27 protein-coding genes and 4 tRNA genes are annotated in these 26,069 nt (G+C 67.2%); 17 read left to right on the plus strand and 14 right to left on the minus strand.

Features of this window, described 5'->3' with window-relative positions; translation table 11 throughout:
* Positions 1–11: 11 nt before the first annotated feature.
* From AX744_RS19270 to AX744_RS19290, 5 genes are all read right to left on the minus strand, one after another.
* On the minus strand, positions 12–566 hold the full coding sequence (locus AX744_RS19270) for a hypothetical protein (protein WP_061018729.1): 555 nt from the start codon (positions 564–566) through the stop codon (positions 12–14).
* Positions 563–1,117, minus strand: coding sequence for an HIT family protein (locus tag AX744_RS19275; protein WP_061018731.1), 555 nt, complete (start codon positions 1,115–1,117; stop codon positions 563–565). The genes AX744_RS19270 and AX744_RS19275 overlap by 4 nt, the downstream gene beginning before the upstream one ends.
* Positions 1,114–3,042, minus strand: a complete 1,929-nt coding sequence (gene thrS / locus AX744_RS19280) for a threonine--tRNA ligase (RefSeq protein ID WP_231589656.1) — start codon at positions 3,040–3,042, stop codon at positions 1,114–1,116. Before thrS ends, AX744_RS19275 begins: the two co-directional genes overlap by 4 nt.
* Positions 3,043–3,206: 164 nt before the next feature.
* Positions 3,207–3,872 carry a response regulator transcription factor gene (locus AX744_RS19285; RefSeq protein ID WP_046747172.1) on the minus strand — a complete coding sequence of 222 codons (666 nt, stop codon included), beginning with the start codon at positions 3,870–3,872 and terminating at the stop codon, positions 3,207–3,209.
* Complete coding sequence (locus AX744_RS19290) at positions 3,869–5,026, minus strand: histidine kinase (protein ID WP_061018736.1); 1,158 nt, start codon at positions 5,024–5,026, stop codon at positions 3,869–3,871. Before AX744_RS19290 ends, AX744_RS19285 begins: the two co-directional genes overlap by 4 nt.
* A gap of 165 nt (positions 5,027–5,191) precedes the next feature.
* Between AX744_RS19290 and AX744_RS19295 the strand changes: the two genes are divergently transcribed.
* The 7 genes from AX744_RS19295 (at position 5,192) to AX744_RS19325 (ending at position 11,183) form a co-directional block, all read left to right on the plus strand.
* Positions 5,192–6,142, plus strand: coding sequence for an alpha/beta fold hydrolase (locus AX744_RS19295; RefSeq protein ID WP_061018738.1), 951 nt, complete (start codon positions 5,192–5,194; stop codon positions 6,140–6,142).
* Between the two features lie 58 nt (positions 6,143–6,200).
* Entirely contained in the window at positions 6,201–6,620 is a 420-nt protein-coding gene (locus AX744_RS19300; protein ID WP_061018740.1) for a DoxX family protein, read from the plus strand.
* A gap of 32 nt (positions 6,621–6,652) precedes the next feature.
* Positions 6,653–8,005: a cryptochrome/photolyase family protein gene (locus AX744_RS19305; RefSeq protein WP_061018761.1), complete on the plus strand. Its 1,353-nt coding sequence runs from the start codon at positions 6,653–6,655 to the stop codon at positions 8,003–8,005.
* Between the two features lie 67 nt (positions 8,006–8,072).
* Positions 8,073–8,678: a hypothetical protein gene (locus AX744_RS19310; protein WP_052748648.1), complete on the plus strand. Its 606-nt coding sequence runs from the start codon at positions 8,073–8,075 to the stop codon at positions 8,676–8,678.
* Between the two features lie 116 nt (positions 8,679–8,794).
* The gene (locus AX744_RS19315; RefSeq protein WP_061018742.1) at positions 8,795–9,412 is read left to right on the plus strand and encodes a copper resistance CopC family protein; all 618 of its coding nucleotides are present in this window, start codon (positions 8,795–8,797) and stop codon (positions 9,410–9,412) included.
* A gap of 11 nt (positions 9,413–9,423) precedes the next feature.
* Positions 9,424–9,957, plus strand: a complete 534-nt coding sequence (locus AX744_RS19320; protein ID WP_061018763.1) for a copper chaperone PCu(A)C — start codon at positions 9,424–9,426, stop codon at positions 9,955–9,957.
* Positions 9,957–11,183 (plus strand): Dyp-type peroxidase, encoded by a 1,227-nt coding sequence (locus AX744_RS19325; RefSeq protein ID WP_061018744.1) that lies wholly within the window; start codon positions 9,957–9,959, stop codon positions 11,181–11,183. The genes AX744_RS19320 and AX744_RS19325 overlap by 1 nt, the downstream gene beginning before the upstream one ends.
* A gap of 154 nt (positions 11,184–11,337) precedes the next feature.
* On the opposite strand, the gene AX744_RS19330 is transcribed toward AX744_RS19325, so the two are convergent.
* The 3 genes from AX744_RS19330 to AX744_RS19340 form a co-directional block, all read right to left on the minus strand.
* Positions 11,338–11,409: transfer RNA gene (locus AX744_RS19330), tRNA-Val, on the minus strand.
* Positions 11,410–11,436: 27 nt separating this feature from the next.
* A tRNA-Cys gene (locus AX744_RS19335) sits at positions 11,437–11,507 on the minus strand.
* A 54-nt stretch (positions 11,508–11,561) separates the two neighbouring features.
* Positions 11,562–11,634: transfer RNA gene (locus AX744_RS19340), tRNA-Gly, on the minus strand.
* Positions 11,635–11,785: 151 nt separating this feature from the next.
* Here AX744_RS19340 and AX744_RS19345 point away from each other — a divergent pair.
* From AX744_RS19345 to AX744_RS19355, 4 genes are all read left to right on the plus strand, one after another.
* Positions 11,786–11,861 (plus strand) — tRNA-Val (locus AX744_RS19345).
* A 463-nt stretch (positions 11,862–12,324) separates the two neighbouring features.
* Entirely contained in the window at positions 12,325–13,971 is a 1,647-nt protein-coding gene (locus AX744_RS19350) for a sodium:solute symporter family protein (protein WP_061018765.1), read from the plus strand.
* Positions 13,971–14,102 carry a putative transporter small subunit gene (locus AX744_RS21120; protein WP_211368750.1) on the plus strand — a complete coding sequence of 44 codons (132 nt, stop codon included), beginning with the start codon at positions 13,971–13,973 and terminating at the stop codon, positions 14,100–14,102. Before AX744_RS19350 ends, AX744_RS21120 begins: the two co-directional genes overlap by 1 nt.
* A 102-nt stretch (positions 14,103–14,204) precedes the next feature.
* Complete coding sequence (locus AX744_RS19355) at positions 14,205–15,086, plus strand: aldo/keto reductase (RefSeq protein WP_061018746.1); 882 nt, start codon at positions 14,205–14,207, stop codon at positions 15,084–15,086.
* Positions 15,087–15,106: 20 nt separating this feature from the next.
* Here the strand turns inward: AX744_RS19355 and AX744_RS19360 are convergent, their stop codons facing one another.
* Complete coding sequence (locus tag AX744_RS19360; RefSeq protein WP_197429287.1) at positions 15,107–16,204, minus strand: PQQ-dependent sugar dehydrogenase; 1,098 nt, start codon at positions 16,202–16,204, stop codon at positions 15,107–15,109.
* A 92-nt stretch (positions 16,205–16,296) separates the two neighbouring features.
* Here AX744_RS19360 and AX744_RS19365 point away from each other — a divergent pair, with 92 nt between their 5' ends.
* The gene (locus AX744_RS19365; RefSeq protein WP_082738598.1) at positions 16,297–16,740 is read left to right on the plus strand and encodes a GIY-YIG nuclease family protein; all 444 of its coding nucleotides are present in this window, start codon (positions 16,297–16,299) and stop codon (positions 16,738–16,740) included.
* 70 nt (positions 16,741–16,810) lie between these two features.
* Here AX744_RS19365 and AX744_RS19370 read toward each other — a convergent pair whose 3' ends face one another.
* A complete protein-coding gene (locus AX744_RS19370; RefSeq protein ID WP_046747193.1) occupies positions 16,811–17,197 on the minus strand; it encodes an SPW repeat domain-containing protein in 387 nt (128 codons plus the stop codon).
* 281 nt (positions 17,198–17,478) lie between these two features.
* On the opposite strand from AX744_RS19370, the gene AX744_RS19375 reads away from it, so the two are divergent.
* The gene (locus AX744_RS19375; protein WP_197429288.1) at positions 17,479–18,636 is read left to right on the plus strand and encodes a DUF1611 domain-containing protein; all 1,158 of its coding nucleotides are present in this window, start codon (positions 17,479–17,481) and stop codon (positions 18,634–18,636) included.
* Here the strand turns inward: AX744_RS19375 and AX744_RS19380 are convergent.
* From AX744_RS19380 to zapE, 3 genes are all read right to left on the minus strand, one after another.
* Positions 18,602–19,186 (minus strand): type II toxin-antitoxin system PemK/MazF family toxin, encoded by a 585-nt coding sequence (locus tag AX744_RS19380; RefSeq protein WP_046747194.1) that lies wholly within the window; start codon positions 19,184–19,186, stop codon positions 18,602–18,604. The genes AX744_RS19375 and AX744_RS19380 overlap by 35 nt on opposite strands.
* Before the next feature lie 20 nt (positions 19,187–19,206).
* Complete coding sequence (locus AX744_RS19385; protein WP_046747195.1) at positions 19,207–20,445, minus strand: ammonium transporter; 1,239 nt, start codon at positions 20,443–20,445, stop codon at positions 19,207–19,209.
* A 134-nt stretch (positions 20,446–20,579) separates the two neighbouring features.
* Positions 20,580–21,617 carry a cell division protein ZapE gene (zapE, locus tag AX744_RS19390; RefSeq protein ID WP_046747196.1) on the minus strand — a complete coding sequence of 346 codons (1,038 nt, stop codon included), beginning with the start codon at positions 21,615–21,617 and terminating at the stop codon, positions 20,580–20,582.
* A gap of 145 nt (positions 21,618–21,762) precedes the next feature.
* On the opposite strand from zapE, the gene AX744_RS19395 reads away from it, so the two are divergent.
* Together AX744_RS19395 and AX744_RS19400 are read left to right on the plus strand one after the other, a co-directional pair.
* Positions 21,763–22,656 carry a sulfurtransferase gene (locus AX744_RS19395; protein ID WP_061018748.1) on the plus strand — a complete coding sequence of 298 codons (894 nt, stop codon included), beginning with the start codon at positions 21,763–21,765 and terminating at the stop codon, positions 22,654–22,656.
* Positions 22,657–22,675: 19 nt separating this feature from the next.
* A complete protein-coding gene (locus AX744_RS19400) occupies positions 22,676–23,107 on the plus strand; it encodes a SufE family protein (RefSeq protein WP_046747198.1) in 432 nt (143 codons plus the stop codon).
* On the opposite strand, the gene AX744_RS19405 is transcribed toward AX744_RS19400, so the two are convergent.
* The gene (locus AX744_RS19405; RefSeq protein WP_058631751.1) at positions 23,091–24,245 is read right to left on the minus strand and encodes an alpha/beta hydrolase family protein; all 1,155 of its coding nucleotides are present in this window, start codon (positions 24,243–24,245) and stop codon (positions 23,091–23,093) included. The two genes, AX744_RS19400 and AX744_RS19405, sit on opposite strands and share 17 nt — an antisense overlap.
* Positions 24,246–24,270: 25 nt before the next feature.
* On the opposite strand from AX744_RS19405, the gene AX744_RS19410 reads away from it, so the two are divergent.
* Both AX744_RS19410 and AX744_RS19415 read left to right on the plus strand, forming a co-directional pair.
* On the plus strand, positions 24,271–24,852 hold the full coding sequence (locus tag AX744_RS19410) for a DUF3000 domain-containing protein (protein WP_058631752.1): 582 nt from the start codon (positions 24,271–24,273) through the stop codon (positions 24,850–24,852).
* Positions 24,845–26,038 (plus strand): ribonuclease D, encoded by a 1,194-nt coding sequence (locus AX744_RS19415; RefSeq protein WP_061018750.1) that lies wholly within the window; start codon positions 24,845–24,847, stop codon positions 26,036–26,038. The genes AX744_RS19410 and AX744_RS19415 overlap by 8 nt, the downstream gene beginning before the upstream one ends.
* Positions 26,039–26,069: the final 31 nt, after the last annotated feature.

Here is a 26,069-nt window from a genome sequence, read left to right on the forward strand (position 1 = left end):
CCGGGCGTCCGTCATCCGGTGGGGATGGGCAGCTCGCGATACGCGGCGAGCCAACCGGGGTGGTCATCGGGGCAGAGATACTTCATGCCTGAGATCGCCAGGCCTCCGAGCATGAAAGGCAGACCGGGGTCGCTCTCTTCGAACGCATTCGACCAGGAGCCGATGATCTCGGAGGAATCGATGTGGTCACCGACCTTGCCCGCATCGACCCGGTGCTCGGACTCGATCGCGACGAGGCAGACGTCGATCGTGAGCTCGAGGCTCATCCAGGCGACGTCCTCATCGGGTATGCCTGCCCAGACTCCGCTCTCGATCACGTCGTCGACCAGCGTCTGCTGTGCCGGGGTCTTCGGAGAGAGGCGTCCCTCGTTCTCCGCGAACCCCTGGGCGAGGTAGAAGGCGCGCCCCTCGTCCTCTACGCTCGTCGGTGCCGCAGTCGGTGTCGCCGTCCGCTGGGGATCGGGCTGCGGTGCACAGGCGGCCATGGACGAGGCGACGCCGAGGACGATCGCTGCTGCGGCGAAGCGATGCCGGAGAGCCATCGGGTTCAGCACACCGCGAGTCACGCGTTCAGGCGAGGCCAGGCGTCAGCCACGGCTTCGCGCACCTCGCCCAGCAGCTGCGGGAGCGCCTTGGTCTTCGCGATGATCGGGAAGAAGTTCGCGTCCGACGTCCACCGTGGCACCACGTGCTGGTGCAGGTGGGCGTCGACGCCGGCCCCCGCCACGGCGCCCTGATTCATGCCCAGGTTGAAGCCGTCGCAGCGCGAGACCTCGCGCAGCACGCGCATCGCCGTCTGGGTGAGCGCGCCGATCTCGGCGACCTCCTCCGGCGTCGCCTGGTCGTAGGTGGCGATGTGACGGTAGGGGCAGACCAGCAGATGGCCGGAGTTGTACGGGAAGAGGTTCAGCAACACGTACGCCGTCTCGCCGCGTGCGACGACCAGCCGCTCGGCATCCGGGAACTTCGGCGCCTCGCAGAACGGGCACTCTTCGCGCAGGGGCTCCGGTCCCGCCTGGATGTACGCCATCCGGTGCGGGGTCCACAACCGCTGGAACTCGTCCGGCACCCCGGCGAGGCGTCCGGCATCCTCCAGCGGCTGCTCCCCGTCGGTCACGCCAGGTCCCCTGCTGTCTGCACGAGGGCGTGGGAGTCGATGGCCGCGCGGATGCGCGCTACGGCGTCCGCGATCGGTACACCGTTCTCCTGCGCCCCGTCGCGGTAGCGGAAAGAGACGGTGCCAGCGTCGCGGTCCTTCTCCCCCGCGATCAGCAGCAGCGGCACCTTGCCGGTCGTGTGCGTCCGGATCTTCTTCTGCATGCGATCGTCGGACGTGTCGAGCTCGGCACGCACGCCCTGAGAGCGCAGTGTGTCGATCACGTCGCCCAAGTAGTCGGCGAAGTCGTCCGCCACCGGGATGCCCACGACCTGCACGGGAGACAGCCACACCGGGAAGTCACCCGCGTAGTGCTCGAGCAGGATCGCGAAGAACCGCTCGATCGAGCCGAACAGCGCGCGGTGGATCATGATCGGGCGCTTCTTCTGCCCGTCCTTGTCCATGAACTCGAGGTCGAAGCGCTCCGGCAGGTTCGGGTCGACCTGCACAGTCGAGAGCTGCCAGGTGCGACCGATCGCATCACGCGTCTTGAGGTCGATCTTCGGGCCGTAGAACGCGGCCTCACCGGGGACCTCTGTGAGCTTGAGCCCTGAGGCCACCGCGACACGGCGCAGCGCGTCGGTCGACGACTCCCAGAACTCGTCCGAGCCGATCCACTTGGACTTCTCGTCGTCCTTCATCGACAGCTCGAGTTCGAAGTCGGTCAGACCGAAATCGCGGAGCATCGAGAGGATGAAGTCGAGGACCTTGGCGACCTCGGCCTCGAGCTGGTCGGGCGTGACGAACAGGTGCGAGTCGTCCTGGGTGAAGCCTCGCACGCGCGTGAGACCGTGCAGTGCGCCGGAGAGCTCGTTGCGGTAGACCGTGCCGTTCTCCGCGAAGCGCAGCGGGAGGTCGCGGTAGCTCCGGGCGCGCTCCTTGTAGATGAGGATGTGCATCGGGCAGTTCATGGGCTTCAGGTAGTAGTCCTGGCCCTGCTTGGTGATGTTGCCCTCATCGTCGCGCTCCTCGTCCATCACGATCGGCGGGAACATGCCCTCCTTGTACGTGACGAGGTGGTTCGAGGTGAGGAAGAGGTCTTCCTTCGAGATGTGCGGGGTGTACACGTAGGTGTAGCCGCCCTCGATGTGGCGCTTGCGCGCGTGCTGCTCCATCTCACCGCGGATCACGCCGCCGCGCGGGTGCCACACGGACAGGCCCGACCCGATCTCCTCGGGGAACGAGAACAGATCGAGTTCCTTGCCGAGGCGGCGGTGATCGCGCTTGGCTGCTTCCTCGAGACGGTGCTGATACGCGCGGAGCTCGTCCTTCGTCGGCCAGGCCGTGCCGTAGATGCGCTGCAGCTGCGGGTTCTTCTCGCTGCCGCGCCAGTACGCGGCAGCGATGCGGGTGAGGTCCCATCCGTTGCCGATCATGCGCGTATTGGGCAGGTGCGGTCCGCGGCAGAGGTCCTTCCAGACGACCTCGCCGTCACGGGTGGTGTTGTCGTAGATCGTCAGCTCGCCCTCGCCGACCTCGACAGAGGCGCCTTCGGCGACCTCCTTGCCCGGGCCCTTGAGCCCGATGAGCTCGAGCTTGAACGGCTCGTTCGCGAGCTCGGCGCGGGCCTCCTCGTCGGTCACCACACGGCGGACGAACCGCTGGCCCTCGCGGACGATGCGCTGCATCTCCTTGGTGATGGCCTTGATGTCCTCCGGCGTGAACGGGGTCTCCACGCCGAAGTCGTAGTAGAAGCCGTCGGTGATGGGCGGGCCGATCCCGAGGTTCGCCTGCGGGTTGATGCGCTGCACCGCCTGCGCCAGCACGTGGGCAGCCGAGTGACGGAGGATGTTCAATCCGTCCGTGCTGTCGATCGTGACCGCCTCGACCTCGTCGGTCTCGGTCACGGTCGTGGCGAGGTCCTTGAGCTCGCCGTTGACGCGCATCGCGACGACGTTTCGGTCAGTGAACAGGGCGAAGCCGTCATTCGGCCGGGCGTTTTCAGGCACAGAAACTCTCTCCATCTGGGTCGATACCCAGGTTACTCGCATGATCCCGTCGTCCTGACCGCCACGAGCATGTCCGGCCCCGTCGTCTCACGGGAGGCCGTTCACGCCCCGGGGATCACGACTCCCGACTCGTAGGCACGGATCACCAGTTGGGCCCGATCGCGCGCCTGCAGCTTGGACATGATGCGATTCACATGGGTCTTCGCGGTGTGGGGTGAGATCACGAGTGCTTCGGCGATGTCCTGGTTCGAATCGCCCCGCGCCACGAGGAGCAGCACCTCACGCTCGCGGTCGGTGAGCTGTCGCAACGGCTCATCGTGCCATGCTTCAGCACGCGGGAGCTGCGGCAGCACCGAACGCTCGATCAGCGAACGAGTCGCCGCCGAGGAGAGGAGCGCATCCCCCCGGTGCACGACCCGCACGGCGTCGACGATCTCCTCCGGCTCCGCTCCCTTGCCCACGAAGCCGCTGGCGCCGGCTCGAAGGGCTGCCACGACATAGTCGTCCTCCTCGAAAGTCGTCAGGATGAGCACGCGGGTCGCCGAGGACGGGGACGAACCCGTGATCTGGGCGGTGGCCGCGATCCCATCGAGCTCAGGCATCCTGATGTCCATCACGACGACATCGGGGCTGGACCGGCGCACCTGCGCGACGGCGTCTCGCCCGTTCGCCGCTTCGCCGATCACCTCGACGCCGCCGTCGATCAGGATGTCACGAACGGCCTGGCGAACCAGCGGCTGGTCATCGACCACGAGCACACGGATCATCGCTGACCTCCTTCCAGCGGAATCCGCACATCCAGTCGGAACTCCTCGCCGACCCTGCCGGTCTGCACGTCGCCGCGAACGGCGACGACGCGCTCGCGAAGCCCTCGTAGCCCGTGACCCCCTGACGCGGCAGGAGCCCCCGCCTCATCTACCGCGGGATTGACGATGGTGAGTCGGAGCGAGTCCTGCTCAGTGCGGATCCGGACGAGCGCCGCGTCACCTGCCCCGTGCTTGTGGGCGTTCGTCAGACCTTCGAGGATCACGAGGAACGCGACGTGGTCGCTTGCCGGCGACAGCTGCGGTCGATCCGGGGCGTCCTGCAGCTCGACACGGAGCCCTGCCTCGCGGAACTGCGCGACCAGAGCGTCGAGATCGGCGAGTCCCCGCTGCGGGCGCAGATCACGGACGTCCTCAGGGTCGTCGGACCGAAGAAGTGCCATCAGTCCCCCGATGTCGGCGAGAACCGTGCGCGAGGAACGACGGATCGTGCTCAGCGCCTCCCGCGCCCGCTCCGGCCGGAGGTCCAACGCGGATGAGGCGACGCCGGCGTTCAGACTGATGACCGAGATCTGGTGCGCCACCACGTCATGCAGGTCGCGAGCGATGCGCACCCGCTCCTCGGCGACCCGACGTCGCGCTTCCTCCTCGCGTCCCTGCTCCGCACGTTCCGCGCGTTCGGTCATCGCGATGACGAATTCCCTGCGAGACCGGGTGGCGTCTCCCAGCGCGCCTGCGAGAGCGACGATGAACACGAACTGCAGCGCGCGGGCGTCCCAGAGATCGCCGCCGAGCGGAATCGCACTGACGAAGAACACGATCACCGTCGCCGCGCCAACGGCGGTGACCCCCACGAGACGCCCGCGCCGATCCACGGTGGCGAATGCACTGATCGCCACAGCGATGAGCGCACTCGGTGACACCACTCCGGCGAACGCCAGGAACACGGCGCATGCCAGGCTGACGGCGAGCGTGAAGAGCGGGAAACGGCGACGGAGCAGCATCGCGGCCGCCGGCAGGAGCGCGACCACCATCAGCCATCCGTCCGCGCGGAAGCCGTCGTCGGGGAACGGCGACACGGCGAACAGCGTCACGACGAGCACGGCGAGCACGTCGCCGAACAGCGACGCGATTCGTGGAGGACGAGCTGCCGACATCAGACCAGTATTCCGCGCACCGTCGCGCCGGGGATCCCCCGGCGGGATGAGACGGGATACCGCGATCGCGGTACACGAATGCCCACGGCACGACGATGCGGTAGCGCACGCGCATCGGAAAGCTGGAAGGGAGGCTGCACACGGAGTGCGCTCGGAGAGGTCTGCATGAACAAGCACGTCAAGAGAACGCTCATCGCGGTCGCCTCCGTCACCGGGGTGGTCGCGCTGGGCCTTGCGACGACCACCGTGGGAAACGTGGTCGCGACCGCGATCGAACAGGATCGCATCGAACCCTACGGGCAGAAGGTCGCTGTGGACGGTCGGGAGATGAACGTGCTGATCGTCGGCGAGGGCGCGGAGGACGTGGTGCTCCTTCCCGGCTTCGGCACCGCATCGCCCGTCCTCGACTTCGAGCCGCTCGTCGCCGAGCTCGCGCAGGACCATCGCGTGATCGTGGTGGAGCCCTTCGGCTATGGGCTGAGCGACGGTACGGATCAGCCGCGCACCACCGAGAACATCGTGAGCGAGACCCACTCCGCCCTGCAGCAGCTCGGGGTCGACGAGTACGTGCTGATGGGGCATTCCATCGCGGGCCTCTACGGCATCCAGTTCGCGAATCGCTATCCCGACGAGGTGCGGGCGTTCGTGGGGATCGACAGCAGCGTCCCCGGCCAGCCGGGCTCCGACACGGAGCTGCCGGTCGGGCTGTTCGGCGCTGCGAAGAACCTCGGACTCGCTCGTCTCATCGCCTCGATTCGCGGCACGGGGTACGACGAGGCCGTCTACTCCGAAGAAGCACGCGCGCAGATCGCCCTGCTCACCGATCGGAACACGCTGAGTCCGACCTACCTGAACGCGATGTCACTGCTCCCCGTGAACTTCCGAGACGCACTCGGAACGACGTTCCCCGAAGACCTTCCCCTGCTGCTGTTCGTCGTCTCCGACAATCCGACCGTGCCCACGTGGCTGCAGGTGCACGAGGAGCAGGCCGCAACCGTCGCGGATGGCACCGTCGTGCCGCTCGACGGCGAGCACTACCTCCATCACACCCGCACTCCGCAGATCGTCGATGCGTTCCGCTCCTGGGAGAGCGAGAGGCCGTCCCTCGTGGAGTGAGGCGGAACTCACAGCGGACGTCATCCGCGCACCGGGGAGCATCACGTAACGTGAACGGATGGACAGAGCAGTCGCACGATGGATCCTGGCGATCGCGCTCGGCGCGATCGGGGTCGGCCACTTCCTCAGCACCCGCGGATTCCGTGTGGTCGTGCCCGATTGGGCCACCCGCCTGACTCGACTCGACAAGGACACGATCGTGATCGCCTCGGGCGCCGCCGAGATCGCGCTCGCCGCAGGACTGCTCGTCCTCCCGAAGGAACGCCGCCGCATCGGCTGGGCGACCGCCGCGTTCTTCGTCGCAGTGATGCCGGGCAACGTCCACCAGTGGCGGACCAAGCGCTCGACGCCGGGACTCGACACGGATGCACGACGTCTCGGCAGGCTCTTCCTGCAGCCGCTCCTGGTCCTGTGGGCGCTGTGGTCCACAGGCGACTCGACCCCACGCGGCCGACGCAGCCACCGGCGTCGCGCGTGACCCGAGATCGCGCACTCCACGAGAATGACATCATGACGTCCCCCTCGCTCGTATGGTTCCGAGATGATCTCCGGCTCGCAGACAACCCGGCGCTTCGGGCTGCCATCGATCGAGGGGAACCGGTGCTCGCGCTCTACGTGCTCGACGAGGAATCCCCCGGTGTCCGACCTCTCGGCGGTGCGGCCCGCTGGTGGCTCCATCATTCGCTCGCGTCGCTCGGGGAGCGCCTGCGCGAGCGTGGCGGTGATCTCGTGCTGCGCCGCGGCGCCGCCGAGCGTGTCGTGCGCGAGCTGGTTTCGGAGATCGACGCGGGAGCCGTGTTCTGGAACCGACGGTACGGCGGCGCCGAGCGCGAGATCGATTCGTCTCTGAAGACCGCCCTGCGGGCGGATGGGATCGAGACCGTCTCGTTCGCGGGCTCCCTGCTGCACGAGCCGTGGACTGTGACGACGGGCAGCGGAACGCACTACTCCGTCTACACGCCGTTCTGGCGCGCGTGCCTCTCTCTTCCCGCCCCCCGCGCTCCCTTTCCGGAGCCCCGCTCGATTCCGGGCGTGGGCGATGCACCCGCATCCGATGACCTCGGCGACTGGGGTCTGCTGCCCACCCGGCCCGACTGGGCAGGCGGACTTCGCGAGGCCTGGGAACCCGGCGAGCCCGCGGCGCGACGACGTCTGCGTCGGTTCCTCGACGAGGACCTCCGGGACTACGACCGGGCGCGGGACGAACCTGCCGCCGGAGCCACGTCGCTGCTGTCTCCGCACCTCCGCTGGGGGGAGATCAGTCCCTTCGCGGTATGGCAAGAGGCTGTCGGCGTCGAGGGGGCGGGCGGGTTCCTCTCCGAGCTGGGGTGGCGCGAGTTCGCCTGGCACACGCTGTACCACTCCCCCGATCTCGCCACCGAGAACCTCCGTCCGGAGTTCGACGCCTTCCCCTGGCCGCCGCTGGACCCCGCGCACCTGGACGCCTGGCAGCACGGCGAGACAGGTGTACCGCTCGTGGATGCCGGGATGCGCGAACTCTGGCACACCGGCTACATGCACAACCGGGTGCGGATGGTCGTCGCCTCTTTCCTGGTGAAGAACCTGCTCATCGACTGGCGCCGCGGAGAGGAGTGGTTCTGGGACACGCTGGTCGACGCCGACGAGGCGAACAACCCGTTCAACTGGCAGTGGGTCGCGGGCTCGGGCGCCGATGCGGCGCCGTACTTCCGCGTGTTCAACCCCGAGCTCCAGGCGAAGAAGTTCGACCCCCAGAACCTCTACATCTCCCGTTGGGCAGCCGACGCTCCCACAGAGCCGATCGTCGACCTCGGCGAGACGCGGAAGGCTGCGCTCTCCGCATACGACGTCGTGAAGAGAGCGCCGAAGTCACCGCGCGAATGAGCTGAGAGCGGACGCGGCGCTGCGGCATGCGATGAGGTGTCCGCGCCGTCCATGCCAGACTGGTGCCGTGACCGAGTCCAGGAAGCCAGCCGTCATCCGCGGCTTCGCTGCTTCCTCCCTGGCGATCTTCGTCGCCCTCGCCGGTCACGTCACCGGCGGAGGGCAGATGCCGGGGCCGCTCGGCATCCTCGTGCCGTGGGTGTTCTCATTCATGATCTGCGTGCTCCTCGCCGGGCGGTCGCTCTCGCTGATCCGCCTCGGGCTGTCCGTGGCGATGAGCCAGTTCCTCTTCCACACGCTCTTCATACTCGGCACGGTCACGCCGTCCGGCGTCTCGACACCACACGTGCACGGCGGCCCTCTGGTGATTCCCCCGACGACGGGCATTCCGGCGGAAGTGAGCGCTGACGCGTCCATGTGGGTCGGACACGCTCTCGCCGCCGTGCTGACGATCGCGGCGCTGTACCGCGGTGAGCGCCTGCTCATCGCCGTGCGGGATCTCGCCGCTCAGCTCATCCGGTGGGTGCGTCGGCGTGTCGATCACGTCCTCGTGCTCCCCGGTATCGACGTCGTCGATGCGTTTCCCGGGCGGTTCGACGTCGATGAGGCCACCAGCCTCATCCTTCTCGCGACTCTCAGAGGTCGTGCACCCCCTCTCGCCGCTGCGATCTGATCCGCGCCCTGGGCCCACCGGCCCCGTGGTGCGTCACCGCCGCGCGCTCGATGCGCGCGGGTTCTGAACGCATGCATGAACGTCGCGCACGCGACGTCTGATGAGAGGCCATTCCCATGTCCCCTGTCCGCAGGATTGCGGCCGGGCTGGCGTTGGCGACGGTCGCGACCCTCGCGATCGCCACACCCGCGTCTGCCCACGACCAGCTGGTATTCAGCACTCCGGCCGCCGATGAGCGGTTGGCATCCGCCCCCGGAAGCATCACGATGACGTTCTCCGGCGAGCTCCTGATCCTCGACGAGTCGCTGACCGGGGCCGTCGTCCTGGTCGTCGACGCCTCGGGAAAGGACTGGGTCGCCGGCGACGTCACGGTCGCCGGGCGCACCGTCACGGCCCCGCTCGCTCCCGAGATGCCTGTCGCGGGCTATCAGGTGCGCTGGCAGGTCGTGTCGGAGGACGGCCACCCGATCGCGGGCGTCATCCCCTTCACGGTCGGCGATGCCGAGCCGATGCGGGCCCCGACGGCCGGCGGCTCGACAGAGAACCCTCCGGCATCCGCAGGACAGTCGGATCAGACCGCAGCAGATTCCGGCGGCATCCCCAGGGTGCTGCTCATCGGCGCAGGCGGGGCGACGATCGCCGTCCTCGTCTTCGTCGCCATTCGATTCCTTCGCCGTCCTCGGACGGCAGCCGCACCGCCGGAAGCCGGCGGTTCCGCGGCAGATGACCTGTGAAAGACACCATCATGAACACCACGAAGAACCTTCCCCGTCTGGCAGCTGTGATCGCTGTCTCCCTCCTCGCACTCACGGGGTGCACTCCGGAGAGCACTCCGACCGAATCGGCGCCGCGCCCGGCCGGCGAGACCGTGACTATCGAGGATGCCTGGGTCAAGTCGGCCGACGAGGGCATGTCGGCAGGATTCGGCACACTCGTCAACAGCGGAGACGACGATGTGACCGTCGTCTCCGTCGCGTCCGAGGCGTCGAACATGCTCGAGCTGCACGAGACTGTCGAGAACGAGGCCGGAGAGATGGTGATGCGCGAGAAGGACGGCGGCTTCATCATTCCCGCCGGCGGGAGCCTCCCTCTGGAGCCCGGCGCCAACCACATCATGATGATGGATCTGACGGGTCCCCTCACCGCAGGCAGTGACGTCACCTTCACCCTGACCTTCTCCGACGACTCGACATTCGAGTTCACCGCACCCGTCAAGGAATACTCCGGTGCGAACGAGAACTACGAGGGCGGCGACATGCAAGACGGCTCGGGGCAGTGATGTCGGCGCCCGCTGAGGGCGCCCGCTCCCGTCGCACCGGGTCGACCCGGCGACAGTTCCTCCTCGGAGGAGCTGTCGCCGGCGTCGGCGCGGTCGCGGCGGTCGGAGTGGATCTCGCCCTGAACGATCAGAAGGACGACGCGAAGCCGGTCGCCGCTCCGATGAACGGCGACCAGTCGGTGCCCTTCTTCGGCACGCACCAGGCCGGTGTCGACACCGCAGCGCAAGCTCACGGTGTTTTCGTGGGCCTCGACCTCCATGATGACGTGGACCGCGAAGGGCTCGTCCGCCTGATGCGGATCCTGACGGACGACGCGGCCCGGCTCACACAGGGGGTCCCCGCCCTCGCTGATTCCGAGCCGGAGCTCGCCCTCGCACCGGCACGGCTGACCATCACCTTCGGCTTCGGCCCCGACCTGGTCGCCCGCGCTGGCAGAACGAGCCCGACGTGGCTCGCGCCTCTGCCGGCGTTCGGTGTGGATCAGCTGCGGCCGGAGTTCTCGGACGGCGACCTTCTGATCCAGATCGCCGGTGACGACCCGCTGACGGTCGCCCACGCGACGAGGATGCTGTTGAAGGATGCCCGTGGCTTCGCGAGCATCCGATGGACCCAGCAGGGCTTCCGTCGCGCCTACGGTACAGAGCGCCCAGGGACGACGATGCGCAACCTCTTCGGGCAGGTCGACGGCACCACCAACACCGAACCGGGAACGGCGGACTTCGACGGGGTCGTGTGGAGCGCGGACGGGTGGCTGGCGGGCGGGACGGGCATGGTGCTCCGCCGCATCCGGATGGACCTCGACAAGTGGGACCGGCTGGACCGCGGCGGTCGGGATGCCTCCGTGGGGAGGACCCTCGCCAACGGGGCGCCACTGACCGGGACGGAGGAGTTCGACGAACCGGACTTCGAGGCCAAGACATCGATCGGGTTCCCCGTGATCCCGCAGTTCGCGCACATCCGGCGCGCGCGCGGCGATGGCAGCGAGAGGATCTTCCGCCGCGCGTACAACTACGACGAACGTCCGGTCGGCTCCGAAGTCTCCGAGTCCGGGCTGATCTTCATCTCATTCCAGGCCGACATCGAGCGGCAGTTCATCCCCATGCAGCGTCGACTGGACGAGCTCGACCTGCTCAACGAATGGACGGTCCCGATCGGGTCCGCGGTGTTCGCCATCCCGCCCGGATGTACGGAGGGCGGGTACATCGGGGAGACGCTTCTCGCGTGAGCCGGCGGCGGATGTCGGGTCCGGTGAACGGATGTCGGGGCGAAAGCCTGATTCGGGCCCGACATCCGTTCACCGGTCCGACATCCCTGCGCTCCGCCGTGCGGAGCGACGTGGAACACGAAAAAACCCCCGGAGAACCGGGGGTTTCTGTCTGTGCGCGATACTGGGATCGAACCAGTGACCTCTTCCGTGTCAGGGAAGCGCGCTACCGCTGCGCCAATCGCGCCCGTTGGGGCTATTCAGTTTTCCCGTGAGGTGGCGACGGGATTCGAACCCGTGTAAACGGCTTTGCAGGCCGGTGCCTAGCCGCTCGGCCACGCCACCGTGTGGATTGACCCCACGTGCTGCACGCCTTCCTGAGAAGACCTGCTGCACTCGAGCGGATGACGAGACTCGAACTCGCGACCCCAACCTTGGCAAGGTTGTGCGCTACCAACTGCGCTACATCCGCATTTCGTTCCCGGTTGTCCCGGGCACTCATGAAACATTAGCCGAAGATCCGCACTCCGCCAAACCGGCAGCGAATCTCGCGCGTGTCTCGCTGAGTGGTCTTCACCGCCCCGTAGCGTCCGGTAGTATCGGTTGACGTACCCCAGAGGTATGGGCGATTGGCGCAGTTGGTAGCGCGCTTCCTTCACACGGAAGAGGTCATCGGTTCGAGTCCGGTATCGCCCACCATCCAGCCCCCGGTCTGCCCGGGGGCTTTCTTGTTCTCTCATCACGTGCCCCGCGAGTTTCCTGAGAACTTGCTATGGTCGAAAGACGCTCATCCCCCGGAGCGATGGTCACGCGTTCACGGTGATCTCAGGCGTCAGATGCCCGGAGGCTCACCGACGCGATCCACGAATCCCGTTCGAGGATGCACTGCTGTTCGGTGCGCCCGGAAACGGCCGTCCCGAAAGGAGCCGCACCCCGGGCCACTCGTCTGTGTGCTGCGATGCGCCTCAGTGGTCCAGGTTCGTTCTCGCCATGTCGACCGCTTACCGCAGGCCCCGCAATCCCCAACACCAGACGACGCAGTACTCCCCCACCTAGCGGGACTCGTTCTCCATCGACACGCGGCAACGCCGCATCACGACGAGAAAGCGAGTACCCGGTGGAAGAATTCACCACACTGTCAGGCCCGATCGTGGTCCTGCTCATGCTGCTGTTCTTCGGCGGCAGCCTCTACATGTCCATCCGCATCTCCCGAAGAAAGGAGAACGCCGACGGATACATGACCGGCGGCGGCAAGATCGGCTTCGGTATCTCGGCCGCGTCGATGACGGCCACCTGGATCTGGGCATCCTCGATGTACGCCTCTGCGACATCCGGATACACCTACGGCATCTCCGGGCCCATCCACTACGGCCTCTGGGGCGCGCTGATGATCCTGCTCATCTACCCCTTCGGTCGACGCATCCGCAAGGTCGCGCCCCACGCGCACACGATCGCCGAAGTGATGTTCGCCCGCCACGGGCGCTCGAGCCAGCTCATGCTCGCCGGCTCCAACGTGCTCGGGAGCCTCATCAGCCTCACGTCGAACCTGATCGCCGGCGGAGCACTGGTCGCGATGCTGTCACCGTTCACGTTCACGCAGGGCATCGTCGCCATCGCGATCGGCGTTCTGGCCTACACGCTGTGGTCGGGGTTCCGGGCCTCCGTGCTGACCGACTTCGCGCAGGTCATCGCCATGCTGGGAGCGGTCGCGATCATCGTCCCGGTGATCTTCTTCGCCGCGGGGGGACCTGAATTGTTCGTCACGGGCGCGTCGAACCTCACTCCGCAGCAGCGAGACTTCTTCTCCTCGGATGCCTTCTTCAACCAGGGAGCGCCGTACATCGCTGCCGTGCTCGCCTACGCCATCGGGAACCAGACCATCGCACAGCGGCTCTTCGCGGTTCGCGAAGACTTGATCAAGAAGACCTTCGTCACGGCGACCTTCGGTTATGGCGCATCGATCATCGGCATCGGCATGCTGGGCGTGCTCGCCCTGTACGCGGGAGTCCAGCCCATGGACGGCGACGTGAACAACCTGATCCCGCAGATGGCGTCGACCTATCTGCCGCCGATCCTGATCTGCGTGTTCTTCGTCATGATCATCGGATCGCTGTCCTCCACCGCGGATGCCGATATGACAGCGCTCTCGTCGATCATGATGGCCGACGTCTACGGCCAGAACATCGCGGGGAAGAAGAACGCGAACCCGAAGACGATGCTGCTCGTCGGCCGACTCACGATGATCGGCGCGACGGCCGCAGCGCTCTGCTTCGCGTCGACGCAGTTCAACATCCTCGACCTGCTGGTCTTCGTCGGCGCGATGTGGGGAGCGCTCGTGTTCCCCGTCATCGCGAGCTTCTACTGGGATCGCGTCACGAACTCCGCGTTCAGCATCGCCGTGATCGCCGCCCTCGCCGCGTTCCTGCCGGTGCGATTCGAGTGGATCTCCCTGTCCGGCGGCTGGGGGCTCGTGAGTGACATCCTGTCGGTCATCGGGATCGGGGTGGTCCTCGCTCTGATGTCGTTCGGCTTCTTCGGCCTGCGGGTGGCACTGATCGTCGGTGGGCTCGCCACCGTCATATCGGCTCCGTTCGCGATCGGCTTCCTCCACGAGTATCCGGTGCTGTCGGGCTCGCTGGTGGCCTACGCGGTGAGCACGCTCGTCTGCGTCGGCCTCACGATGATGAACAGGACGAGGAGATTCGACTTCGACCTGATCAAGGAACGCACCGGCCGCTTCGACACCGTGGCGGTCGCGCCGACAGCCGATGTGAAGGGCGACAACACGCTCGCCGGAAAGGACGCCTGATGGAGACCCTGCTGTTGACCGCCTACGTGCTGGTGTGGCCGATCATCGTCGTCGGCGTGCTCGCCGTCGTGATCCGCGCATTCGTGAAGGATGCCAAGGAAGCGAAACGCGAAGGACGCGACATCATCTGACGATCGAAGACCCCGCGCAGGCATAGACGAACCGTCTGTGCGGGGTCTGCCGGGTACTGACCGTACCTCCCACGCTCTGACGACCGGGCATAGCGTCGAGTCATGACCACTCACCTCACCTTGAACAACGGGGTCGCGATGCCCGCACTGGGTTTCGGCGTCTTCCAGACTCCCCCCGCCGAGACGGCGGACGCCGTCGCTTCCGCTCTGGAGGTTGGATACCGACTCATCGACACCGCGGCGGCCTACGGGAACGAACGCGGCGTGGGCGACGCGCTCCGGGCGTCGGGTCTCCGCCGCGACGAGGTCTTCCTCGAGACGAAGGTCTGGATCTCCGACTACGGGTATTCGGAGACGCTCCACGCGTGGGAGAAGAGCGTCCGCAAGCTGCAGGTCGACGTGATCGACCTCTTCATCCTCCACCAGGCCCTCCCCGGAGAGTTCGATCGCACCATCAGCGCCTACAGGGCTCTCGAGGCCCTGCTCGCGGAGGGCAAGGTACGAGCGATCGGCGTGAGCAACTTCATGGTGCCCCATCTCGAACGGCTGCTCGCGGAGACCACCATCGTGCCGGCGGTGAACCAGATCGAGGTGCACCCGTACTTCTCGCGGAAGCCGCTGCAGCGGCTCGGCACGGAGCACGGCATCCTCACCCAGGCATGGTCGCCGATCGGCGGCATCACGTCTTACCGAGGGGACGAGTCCCGAAGCACGTTCAACGACCCCGTGATCCGTGCGATCGCCGAGGCGCATGGCAAGACGACCGCTCAGGTTATGTTGCGCTGGCATCTCCAGAACGGCGTCCAGGCCATTCCGAAGTCCATCACGCCCGCTCGCATCGCCGAGAACTTCGACGTCTTCGACTTCGTGCTCAGCGCCGACGAGATCGGTCGCATCGACGATCTCGACTCCGGTGTGCGCGGTGGACCTGAGCCTGAGGCCATCACGCTCGAGGCGTTCGGGCGCGAGATTCCCGAAGAGTGAGGTCGGCGCCGGCCGCCGCGCTACTCGATCTGGATACGGACGACGCGGTCGTCGCCTTCGCGCGGATCACCACGCCCGTCCGTGTTGTTCGTGAGGATCCAGAGCGCCCCGTCGGGAGCGACCGTGACGTCGCGCAGCCTCCCGAGCGCGCCGACCAAGTGCTCCTCGGCGATGCGGAGAGCGGAGAGCGGCGCTTCCCGGAGCCGCTCCCCTCGGAGGTTCGCAATGAAGATCGATCCCGACGCGATCGCGATGCCGCTCGGACTCGCGGTGTCCGGCGGCCACTGCTGGATCGGATCGACGAACTCCTTCCGATCGGCGATGCCCTCGACCGTCGGCCACCCGTAGTTGCCACCGGGCTCGATCACGTTCAGTTCGTCCCAGGCGTCCTGACCGAACTCACTCGCATACAGGGTTCCATCCTCATCCCACGCGAGTCCCTGCGGGTTCCGGTGTCCGAAGCTGTAGACGGCTGATCCGGCAACAGGATTGTCCTCCGGGATCTCCCCGTCGGGCGTGATGCGGAGGATCTTCCCTGCCAGCGACTCCAGGTCCTGTGCGCCATCGCGATCTCCTGCGTCTCCGACCGTGACGTAGAGCATGCCGTCGGGGCCGAAGGCGATCCGTCCGCCGTTGTGGTTCCCGGCGGCCGGGAGATCGGAGAGGATCGTCTCCGAGCGGCCGAGCTCCATCGCCCCCGGCAGCCCCGACAGGGCGAAACGCTGCACCCTGTTCTCGTCGGCGGCCGTCGAGTACGCGTACAGCCACGCATCCCGTACGGCGATGCCGAGGAGCCCGCCCTCGCCGCGCGGCTCGACGCCGGGAACCACGCCGACCTCACGCAGCGCCCCCTCGTCCGAGACCTCGACGATGCGGGCGGTGTCACGTTCACTGATCAACGCGACGTCTCCGGAGAAGGCGATGGACCAGGGAGCCGCCAGACCCTCCGCGATCGTCGTGACCTCTCCCGCTGGCATGTCTCCGGACTCCGCAGGGCGCGTCGGACCCGGTGGCGTGGGAGTCGTCGGCGTGACGGCCGGCGGCGCGCACGCGACGAGTGCGATCGCGCCGAGCCACAGCGCGAGCGACGCCTTCATCATCCGCACCGCCGCCATCATCCTCGTTCCCTCCGCCGATGGACTCGACCCTACGCACGTCGCGCCCCAGGGTGAAGAGCGCGGGTGTCCGAGGGGGCGCGTAGCCTGCCACGGTGTCGTCCGAACTCACGCTGCCGGGTCCGTGCGCCCTCTGCGGGAACGCGCGAGGTGTCCGCCGAGACGGCGCCCTGTGCTGCAGCTCCTGCGGTTGGCGGTACGGTGATGCCCCCGATACCGACCTGCCTCTCCCCCGGGTCGATGTCGTCTACTACATCCGCTTCCACCGCCGCGTGAAGATCGGCACGAGCCGCCGTCCGCGGCAGCGACTGGCGAACATCCGGCATGAAGAGCTCCTCGCCTTCGAGCGCGGAGGGCGAGCTGTCGAGCAGCAACGCCACAGGGACTTCGCCAGCATCCGTGAAGGAGGCGAATGGTTCACGTTCACGGATGAGCTCCGCACCCACGTCGCCGCGCTCCAGCGGGAGGGCGATCCCTGGCGGCTCTACGGCCGCTGGTTGAGCGAGACGCTGCGCGGCGTCGAAAGCACACGCGACTAGCCCCGACATGACGATGCCGGGCGACTGCTTCGGGAAGTCCAGTCGCCCGGCACCGCGTCCGGGGGTGGGGTCAGGCCGTTGCGGCGCGTCCCCGGGCGGTCGCGGGCTGCGGCTGGGAGAACAGCACCACGACGATCACGGCGACTCCGACGACGACGTGCGGGAGCCAGACGTTGAGCGCCTCACCGGCGAATCCGAAGATCCACGGCGAGAGCGCCAGGAAAAGGCTGGCGACGATGTCGAACACGAGGTGGACGGGCATCGGGATGAAGCCGAAGGGGCCCCACTCGTACTTCGTGAAGAGGCTGTAGACGATCAGACCGACGCCGAGCACGATCGGGATGATGACCGCTGCTCCGCCGACGCTCGCGAAGCCGAACAGCCAGGGGGCGGCGATGAGCGCGAGGCCGACGATGTAGTCGAGGACTCCGTGGACCTTGGTCGGGATGAAACGCATGATTCCTCCTTGGGTGGCGCCGCTTTTCGCGACTCACCGATGGTTCGAAGCCCGCGTCGGATCGGATTGCCCTCCTTCATGCGTCGATCGGACATCGGGGTGTTCCGGCCGGTCCGGCACCGGACCGGCCCTGCACTTCCTCGCGGCCCGGTCCCAGACAGCACTGCTACGGTGAAGATGTCGGCATCTTGTCGGCATCAGGGAAGACTTCTCGTCGACCAACGGGCCTCATCGGTCATTTCGTTCTCCGTCGCCTCCTCTGTGTGAGCCCGAGGAGCGTCATGCCCACCCCGCCAATCCCGTCCTTCATCGACCCCGCGCACGCGTGGGCCGCGCCCATCGCCCTCCCCGCGGGGACGACGGCGATCGTCTACTGCGAAGGCCAGTTCGGCGAGCAGGACGGCAAGACCGCGAACGGCCTGGTCCGCCACTCCGAGAAGTACGAGGTCCTCAGCGTCATCGACAGCACTCACGCCGGCGCGGATGCCGGAATGCTCCTGGACGGGCGCGCGAACGACATCCCGATCCTCGAGGGTCTCCCCACGGCTATCGCGCACGCCGGCCATGTCCCGGACTACCTGATCTGCGGCGTCGCCCCCGCCGACGGACTGCTCTCCGCCGACCAGCGGACAGTGCTCCTGGACGGCATCGCCCGCGGGATGCACATCATCAACGGCCTGCACGAGTTCCTCACAGACGATGCCGAGTTCGTCGCGGCCGCGCTGCTCGCCCAGGTCACGATCACCGACATCCGCCGCCCGAAGGACAAGAAGGATCTCCACCTGTTCTCCGGACGCATCTTCGACGTGACCTGCCCGCGTATCGCGATCCTCGGTACGGATGGAGCGATCGGCAAGCGCACGACAGCGACGATCCTCGTCCGTGCGCTCAACGAGCAGGGCATCCATGCCGTATTGGTCGGCACCGGTCAGACCACGATCATCCAGGGCGGGAGATACGGCGTCGCGCTCGACGCCCTCGTGCCGCAGTTCTGCTCGGGGGAGGTCGAGAACCAGGTGGTCGCGGCGTTCGAGGGCGAAGACCCCGACGTGATCATCGTGGAGGGTCAGGGTGCGCTCAGCCACCCCGCGTACATCACCTCCGCTCACATCCTCCGCGGAAGCCAACCCGCAGGCGTCATCGTGCAGCATGCCCCGGGTCGTGCGGTCCTGGGCGACTTCCCGATGGTCGCGATGCCGACGGTCACGAGTGAGATCACGCTGATCGAGGCTTTCGCAGACACGAAGGTCATCGGCGTCACCGTGAACCACGAGAACCTCACGGCACAGCAGCTCGCCACAGCCATCGACGAGATCGAACTCGACACCGGACTCCCCGCCACGGATCCGCTGACCCGGCCGCTGAGCGAGCTCGTCGAGATGGTGCTGCAGTCGTTCCCGACGCTCAGCCCGCGACGGACCAGCCGTAACGCCGCGTGAGAGCAGCCACGACCCGGTCGTAACGGCCTCGATCGAGGACGGCGGCCTCCCGCCGCAGTCCTCTCTCGTGCACGCTGTACAGCTGCTCGACGTCGACCCAGGACTCTCGACCCTGAGAGTCCCACGTACCCGTGCCGATCGAGAGGTAGTCCCGCTCGCCGTCGTGGGGTTTGCTGGTCATCCGGACCGCGTACACGCGATCGACGGATTCCCGGCCGATCACCAGAACGGGACGATCCTTCCCGCGTCCGTCGTTCTCCTCGTAGGGCACCCAGGTCCAGACGATCTCTCCGGCGTCCGGGGCGCCGTCCCGCTGCGGCGTGTACGCGACCTGCAGGTTCGTGATCCGCTCCGGATCAACGCGGAAGGTCTGGGTACCGCGCGTGGCTCCGCGATCTGGTCCGGTGGTCGCGGTCCCAGGACGCTCGTGGGGTGTCCGTAGACGCGCGTCCGGGCGCCTCGGACCTGATGTCCGAGACGCCCGGCCGGAGCCCACTGCCTTGAGCAGGATCTCCGCGAGTGTTGCCAGGATGCCGTTGGTCTTGCTCACACGGTCACCCTAACCGCAGATCACGCGTCGGCGAGTGCGTAGCCCTCCTCGCCGTGCACGACCTGGTCGACACCGGCGATCTCGTCTTCGTTCGTGACGCGGAAGCCGATCGTCTTCTGGATGGCGAAGCCGATGATGAAGGCCACGACGAACGAGTAGATCAGCACGCCGAGGGCGGCGATCAGCTGCACCGCGAGCTGGCGCGCGTCCCCACCGACGAACAGTCCGGTCTCGGTGGCGAAGAACCCGAGGTAGAGCGTTCCGATGAGGCCGCCGACGAGGTGGATACCCACGACGTCGAGCGAGTCGTCGAAGCCCAGACGGAACTTCAGCTCGATGGCGAGTGCGCAGACGACACCGGCGAGTGCGCCGAGCAGCAGAGCCCATCCCGGAGTCAGGTTGGCGCATGCCGGGGTGATGGCGACGAGACCGGCGACGGCGCCCGAGGCGGCACCGACCGAGGTGGGCTTGCCGTCCTTGATCTTCTCGACCAGGATCCAGCCGAGGATGGCTGCGGCGGTCGCACCCAGAGTGTTCAGACCGATGAGTCCCACACCGCCCATGTCCTCCGCGAGCCACTCGGCGCCGGCGTTGAAGCCGAACCATCCGAACCACAGCAGAGCGGCGCCGAGAAGCGTCAGCGGCACGTTGTGGGGCTTCAGGATGCCCTTCTGGAAGCCGATGCGCTTGCCGAGGACCAGAGCCAGGGCCAGGGCCGCAGCACCCGCATTGATGTGCACCGCGGTTCCACCGGCGTAGTCGATCACGCCGATGCCGCTGTCCTCACCGAAGAGCGTGGTGCCGAGGTTCATGATCCAGCCGCCGCCCCAGACCCACGCGGCCACGGGGAAGTACCCGACCGTCGCGAAGATACCGGCGAAGATCAGCCAGCTGCCGAACTTCGCGCGGTCCGCGATCGCCCCGGAGATCAGGGCGACGGTGATGATGGCGAACGTGGCGCCGTAGGCGACGCCGAGGAGAGCGACGTTCGAGCCCTCGCCTGCGGCCAGGCTCGAGAGGCCGAAGTCGGCGAACGGGTTGCCTGCGAAGGCGGTCGGGCTGTCGACGGCGCTCATCGAGAAGCCGAAGAGAATCCACAGCACGGCGACGAGTCCGATGGAGCCGAAGCTCATCATCATCATGCTGACGACGCTCTTCGCCTTGACGAGACCGCCGTAGAAGAAGGCGACGCCGGGCGTCATGAGCAGCACCAGCGCTGTCGCGGTGATCGCCCACGAGATGTTGCCGGGAGCATCCATAGGAAAACCTCACATCCGAAGTAATTGAGAGCTTCAGTGTGACGACCTGCGGTTTCGTCAATGCGTGAGGTTTGTTTCCCCGCTGTTACAGCGCGGCTCCGCCCGTGAACATCGCGTTACGCGCGCCTACGGGCTTACGCAGAATGCGTGAGGGCGTTGAGTCGGGAGATGGCGCGCAGGTACTTCTTGCGGTATCCACCGGCGAGCATCTCGTCGGAGAACACCGCATCGAGGCTGAGGCCAGTGGCGAGGATCGGGATCTGCGCGTCGTACACACGGTCGACGAAGGCGACGAAACGCAGTGCCTCCGACTGATCGGTCAGCTGACGGACGTCGCGCACACCCACGCCGCCGAGTCCGTCGATGAGTCGGATGTAGCGCGACGGATGCACCTGTGCCAGATGGCGGATCAGATCGTCGAACCGGTCGTCAGACGCGGTGCCCGTTGCGGCGGCCGCAGCGACGGCCGCAGCGTAGGCGTCGTCGTCGAGCACGACGGCATGACCGTCGAGGGCGCGCTGGCGGAAGTCGACGCCGTCGATGCGCAGTGTCTGGAAGCTGTCGGACATGGCATGGATCTCGCGCAGGAAGTCCTGTGCGGCGAAGCGTCCCTCACCGAGTGCGTTGGGAGGGGTGTTCGAGGTGGCTGCGAGTCTGGTGCCGGTCGGCACGAGCTCGCCCAGCAGGCGCGTCATGACCATCGTGTCGCCCGGGTCATCGAGCTCGAACTCATCGATGCAGAGCAGATCGGCGCCCTTGAGCAGATCGACGGTGTTCTTGTAGCCGAGCGCGCCGACGAGGGCCGTGTACTCGATGAACGAGCCGAAGTACTTCCGGCGGGCCGGCATCGCGTGGTAGATCGAGGCGAGCAGGTGTGTCTTGCCCACTCCGAATCCGCCGTCGAGGTAGACGCCCGGCTTGAGCTCCGGCTCCTTCTTCGCCCGGCTGAACAGACCTCCGCGCTTCACGGGAGCACCTCGTCCGGCGAAGCGCATCAGCGTCTCCTTCGCCTCTTCCTGCGAAGGGTAGGCGGGGTCGGCGCGGTAGCTGTCGAACGTCGCACTGTCGAACTGCGGCGGCGGCACCAGGCTCGCCAGCATCTCGGGTCCGCTGACGGTCGGCTGGCGCTCGGTGAGGTGCACGATTCCCGTGCGGCTGGTCGGGTCGGTCATCACGGTCCTGGATCAGGTGCTCACCTGTGTCGAAGTCTTACGAATCGGGCGCAGGGTGCTCGGCGGGGATCTATCGTCGAAGGGACGGAACAACACTACGCCGTCTGCAGCAGCACCCTCGTCCGCTCAACGCTTCGGAGACCCCATGGCCATCGAGTTCGATTCCTCCTCCCCCAAGTTCGCCGAGTACGCCGAGCCCGGCCGCCTGGTGACCACGCAGTGGCTCGCGGAACGGCTGGGGACCCCCGGCCTCGTGGTGGTCGAATCCGATGAAGACGTCCTGCTCTACGAGACCGGCCACATCCCCGGAGCGGTGAAGGTCGACTGGCACACCGAGCTCAACGACCCGGTGGTGCGTGACTACGTCGACGGCGAGGGCTTCGCCGAACTGCTCAGCCGCAAGGGCATCGCCCGCGACGACACGGTCGTCATCTACGGCGACAAGAACAACTGGTGGGCCGCCTACGCCCTCTGGGTGTTCTCGCTGTTCGGCCACGAAGACGTACGCCTGCTCGACGGCGGACGTGACCGCTGGATCGCCGAAGGACGGGAACTCACCCGGGAGGCGACCTCCCGGCCGGCTACGGAGTACCCCGTGATCGAGCGCGACGACTCCGTGATCCGCGCGTACAAGGAAGACGTCCTGGCCCACATCGGCAGCCCTCTGATCGATGTGCGCTCCCCCGAGGAGTACTCCGGTGAGCGCACCACGGCACCCGCATACCCCGAGGAGGGGACGCTGCGGGCGGGACACATCCCCACCGCGCAGAGCGTTCCGTGGGCGAAGGCGGTCGCGGAAGACGGCGGATTCCGCCCCCGGGCCGAGCTCGACGTGATCTACCGTGACGGCGCCGGCCTGAATGACGGCGACGACGTCGTCGCCTACTGCCGTATCGGTGAGCGGTCGAGCCACACCTGGTTCGTGCTCAAGCACCTCCTCGGGTTCGAGAACGTCCGCAACTACGACGGTTCCTGGACGGAGTGGGGAAGCGCAGTGCGCGTGCCGATCGTCACGGGCTCAGAGCCGGGTACCGTCTGAGCGTGTGACAATGACAGGGATGAGCACGAGCGACGTTCCTGACACCCTTGCCGAGATCCGCGAGGGATTCCTGGAGACCCCGGAGTCGGATCGGCTCCTCCTGCTGCTCGAGTTCTCGGACGAGCTCCCGGACGTCTCGGACGCGGTCGCGGCGCATCCCGAGATGTACGAGCGGGTCGCGGAGTGCCAGTCCCCTGTGTACATCCACGTCGAGGTGCAGGACGACATCGTCACCATGCATGCGACGGCACCTCCGGAGGCGCCGACCACCCGCGGGTTCGCCAGCATCCTGGTGCAGGGGCTCACCGGTCTCACCGCCGACGAGGTTCTCGCCATCCCGAACGACTACCCGCAGTCGATCGGCCTCACGAAAGCGGTGTCGCCGCTGCGGATCGGAGGCATGACCGGGATGCTGATGCGGGCGAAGAACCAGGTCATGCAGAAGCGCTGAAACCCGTGGCTTCGAGCCAGTCCGTGATGGCGGTGGTCCATCCGGTCTGGTCGTAGTTCCACAGCTTCGTGTGACGGGCGACCGTGAACTTCGGCATCGTCACGAGGTCGGGGCGCGCATTCTGAAGGGCATGGGACGAATCCGCGGGCACGAAGCCGTCGTCGTCGCTGTGCAGGATCAGGATCGGTGCGGTCAGTTCGTCCGCTCGGGCGACCATGTCCAGGCGATCGAAGTGGATCGGCTCGTCTGCGCCGCTGAGGCGCGCGGTGAGAGGCATCTGCAGCGCCCCCATGGCCAGCTCGGGCAAGGGCGGCCGCACCCCGGCAAGCTTCGCCTGGAACCGCAGCACCGTGCGCCAGTCGACGACAGGGGACTCGAGGATGATCCCCGCGATGCGGTCTCTGTGACCCGAACTCACCGCGGCCTGCAGCGAGACCGCTCCCCCCATCGACCAGCCCATCAGGATGACCCGCTCTGCTCCGTGTCGGAGTGCGTACGCGATGGCGGCATCGACGTCACGCCACTCCGATGCCCCGAGCGCATACGCACCGGCCCTGGTGCGGGGAGCCTCACCATCGTTGCGGTAGGACACCACCAGGGTCGGAAGGCCCGCCGCGTGCATGACCGGCACGGCGCGCAGGCACTCCGCCCGTGTCGCTCCTCGGCCGTGCACCTGGATCACCCAGGTCGACGACGACCCGGGGAAGTACCAGGCCGGACACGGGCCGGCGGGAGAGCCGATCAGAAGGTTCTCCCACTGCAGGTGCAGCTCGCTCGGAGTGGAGTAGTAGTAGCCGCTGAATGCCGCAGCACGATCCACGCGCGCACCGGGTTCGATCTGCGTGAGCAGCTTGCGTCGAACGGTCGTGGCGTCTGCGCTGAGCACCGCACCGAGCTTGACGTAGCCGTATGTCCCTGTCGTGAACAGGCCGTAGCGCCCGGGGAGCTCGGTGTCGGGAGTGCGCTGCAGTTCGATGGTCTGCGCACCGGTGTCGACCGCGAGGATCTGTGTATCGGTGGGTCGGCGCATCGGGGTGACGACCCGTCGGGCGACCGCGAACACGACGAGAGCGAACGCTGCCCCGAAGGCGAACAGCGCGGGGACAAGGAGCGTAACGGCGTGCCTGAGACTCTTCATCGCTTCCTGACTCTAGCCTGTTGCCGTGACCGCACACCCCGAGGCCGGGACGCCTTTCGAGAGCGCCGTGGCCGAACTGCGCGAGACCGAGTTCCGCGATGACATCACGGTACGCGAGATCGCCACGCCACAGGGTCTCGCACCCTTCGCCATCGCCCTCGCCGCCGACGTGCGCCCGGAGAGCGACGGCGAGTCGGTGTACGGCACGGGCCGCTTCGTCCTGCTGCACGATCCGGACGAGCCGGGCGCTTGGGGCGGCTCGTGGCGCATCGTGATCTTCGCGCAGGCTCCACTGGAGACCGAGATCGGCACCGATCCCCTGCTCGCCGACGTGACCTGGTCGTGGCTGGTCGACGCGCTCGATTCGCGGGATGCGGTCTACCACTCGGAATCGGGGACGTCGACGAAGACGCTGTCGAAGGGATTCGGCGGGCTCGCCATCGAAGGCGACGGCGCGCAGATAGAATTGCGTGCGTCCTGGACTCCGGAGGGCCCGTTCCGACCGCACGTCGAAGCATGGGCCGAGCTGGTCGGAATGCTGGCGGGACTTCCGCCCGGCTCCGAGGGCATCGCCGTGATCGGCGCGCGAAAGGCTGTACGTGACTGAATACTCCGTGATCTCGGATGCTGAGGAGTTCCGCGCGGCTTGCGCCGTACTCGCTGCGGGCACCGGCCCCGTGGCCGTCGACGTGGAACGCGCGTCCGGCTTCCGTTACTCGCAACGCGCCTATCTGGTGCAGGTGTTCCGGCGCGAAGCCGGGGTCTTCCTCTTCGACCCGCCGGCCATCGGCGATTTCGCTCCTCTCCAGGAGGCGATCGGCGACGTCGAGTGGGTTCTGCATGCCGCGAGCCAGGACCTGCCCTCGCTGCGGGAGCTGCGCCTCGAGCCTCCGGTGATCTTCGACACCGAACTCGCGTCCCGTCTGCTCGGGCACGAACGGGTCGGACTCGGCGCCGTCGTCGAGGACACGCTGGGCATCACGCTGAAGAAGGAGCACTCGGCGGCCGACTGGTCGACGCGTCCGCTCCCCGACTCCTGGCTCGAGTACGCCGCGCTCGACGTGCTGCATCTGATCGATGTCCGCGACGTTCTCGTGCTCGAACTGGAGGAGCAGAACAAGACGGAGTACGCCGCCCAGGAGTTCGCCGCCACTCTGGCCCGTGCGCCCAAGCCGCCGAGGGAAGACCCCTGGCGCCGGCTCAGTGGCCTGCACCAGGTGCGCGGGGCTCGTAACCTCGCGGTCGCACGTTCGCTCTGGCAGGCCCGCGAAGCGTATGCACAGGACCAGGATGTCTCCCCCGGCCGGCTCGTTCCCGACCGGTCACTCGTCGCCGCAGTGATGGCCAACCCGCCGTCGAAGCAGGCCCTCGCCGGTATCAAGGAGTTCCAGGGCCGCGCGAGCCGCACGCAGCTCGACAGGTGGTGGCAGGCGATCGTCGATGGGCGGGCATCGGAGGAGCTCCCGCGCGAACGGGTCCCGAGCGATACGCTTCCTCCCCCGCGCGCATGGGCCGATCGCAACCCCGAAGCGGATGCGCGGCTCAAGGCCGCGCGTCCTGTCGTGGAAGCCATCGCCGAGGAGTTGGGGATGCCGACCGAGAACCTCCTCACCCCGGAATACCTCCGCCGCGTGGCGTGGGATCTCCCCGGTGAGACGGCGGAGGAGATCGGGGATGCGCTGGCAGCACTCGGAGCCCGCCCCTGGCAGATTGAACAGACCGCACAGAAGATCGCGGCCGCCTTTGTAGAGGCGGCGCAAACGCCCGACAGCACCTCCGCACCCGCTTCGTAGGTTCGAACCAACCGATTCCTCCCTGTTTCCC

The organism is Microbacterium sp. CCH5-D1 (assembly GCF_001557335.1).
GTDB classification, from domain to species: Bacteria; Actinomycetota; Actinomycetes; order Actinomycetales; family Microbacteriaceae; genus Microbacterium; species Microbacterium oxydans.

Bases quoted from the DNA above. Each gene is read 5' to 3' on its own strand.
- AX744_RS19320 (WP_061018763.1), top strand. From the start codon at position 9,424: ATGAACACCACGAAGAACCTTCCCCGTCTGGCAGCTGTGATCGCTGTC.
- AX744_RS19315 (WP_061018742.1), top strand. From the start codon at position 8,795: ATGTCCCCTGTCCGCAGGATTGCGGCCGGGCTGGCGTTGGCGACGGTC.
- AX744_RS19400 (WP_046747198.1), top strand. From the start codon at position 22,676: ATGAGCACGAGCGACGTTCCTGACACCCTTGCCGAGATCCGCGAGGGA.
- AX744_RS19395 (WP_061018748.1), top strand. From the start codon at position 21,763: ATGGCCATCGAGTTCGATTCCTCCTCCCCCAAGTTCGCCGAGTACGCC.
- AX744_RS19360 (WP_197429287.1), bottom strand. From the start codon at position 16,204: ATGATGGCGGCGGTGCGGATGATGAAGGCGTCGCTCGCGCTGTGGCTC.
- AX744_RS19290 (WP_061018736.1), bottom strand. From the start codon at position 5,026: ATGTCGGCAGCTCGTCCTCCACGAATCGCGTCGCTGTTCGGCGACGTG.
- AX744_RS19355 (WP_061018746.1), top strand. From the start codon at position 14,205: ATGACCACTCACCTCACCTTGAACAACGGGGTCGCGATGCCCGCACTG.
- zapE (WP_046747196.1), bottom strand. From the start codon at position 21,617: ATGACCGACCCGACCAGCCGCACGGGAATCGTGCACCTCACCGAGCGC.
- AX744_RS21120 (WP_211368750.1), top strand. From the start codon at position 13,971: ATGGAGACCCTGCTGTTGACCGCCTACGTGCTGGTGTGGCCGATCATC.
- AX744_RS19300 (WP_061018740.1), top strand. From the start codon at position 6,201: ATGGACAGAGCAGTCGCACGATGGATCCTGGCGATCGCGCTCGGCGCG.
- AX744_RS19325 (WP_061018744.1), top strand. From the start codon at position 9,957: ATGTCGGCGCCCGCTGAGGGCGCCCGCTCCCGTCGCACCGGGTCGACC.
- AX744_RS19295 (WP_061018738.1), top strand. From the start codon at position 5,192: ATGAACAAGCACGTCAAGAGAACGCTCATCGCGGTCGCCTCCGTCACC.
- AX744_RS19370 (WP_046747193.1), bottom strand. From the start codon at position 17,197: ATGCGTTTCATCCCGACCAAGGTCCACGGAGTCCTCGACTACATCGTC.
- AX744_RS19350 (WP_061018765.1), top strand. From the start codon at position 12,325: ATGCTGCTGTTCTTCGGCGGCAGCCTCTACATGTCCATCCGCATCTCC.
- AX744_RS19305 (WP_061018761.1), top strand. From the start codon at position 6,653: ATGACGTCCCCCTCGCTCGTATGGTTCCGAGATGATCTCCGGCTCGCA.
- thrS (WP_231589656.1), bottom strand. From the start codon at position 3,042: ATGCGCGTCAACGGCGAGCTCAAGGACCTCGCCACGACCGTGACCGAG.
- AX744_RS19405 (WP_058631751.1), bottom strand. From the start codon at position 24,245: ATGAAGAGTCTCAGGCACGCCGTTACGCTCCTTGTCCCCGCGCTGTTC.
- AX744_RS19285 (WP_046747172.1), bottom strand. From the start codon at position 3,872: ATGATCCGTGTGCTCGTGGTCGATGACCAGCCGCTGGTTCGCCAGGCC.
- AX744_RS19385 (WP_046747195.1), bottom strand. From the start codon at position 20,445: ATGGATGCTCCCGGCAACATCTCGTGGGCGATCACCGCGACAGCGCTG.
- AX744_RS19375 (WP_197429288.1), top strand. From the start codon at position 17,479: ATGCCCACCCCGCCAATCCCGTCCTTCATCGACCCCGCGCACGCGTGG.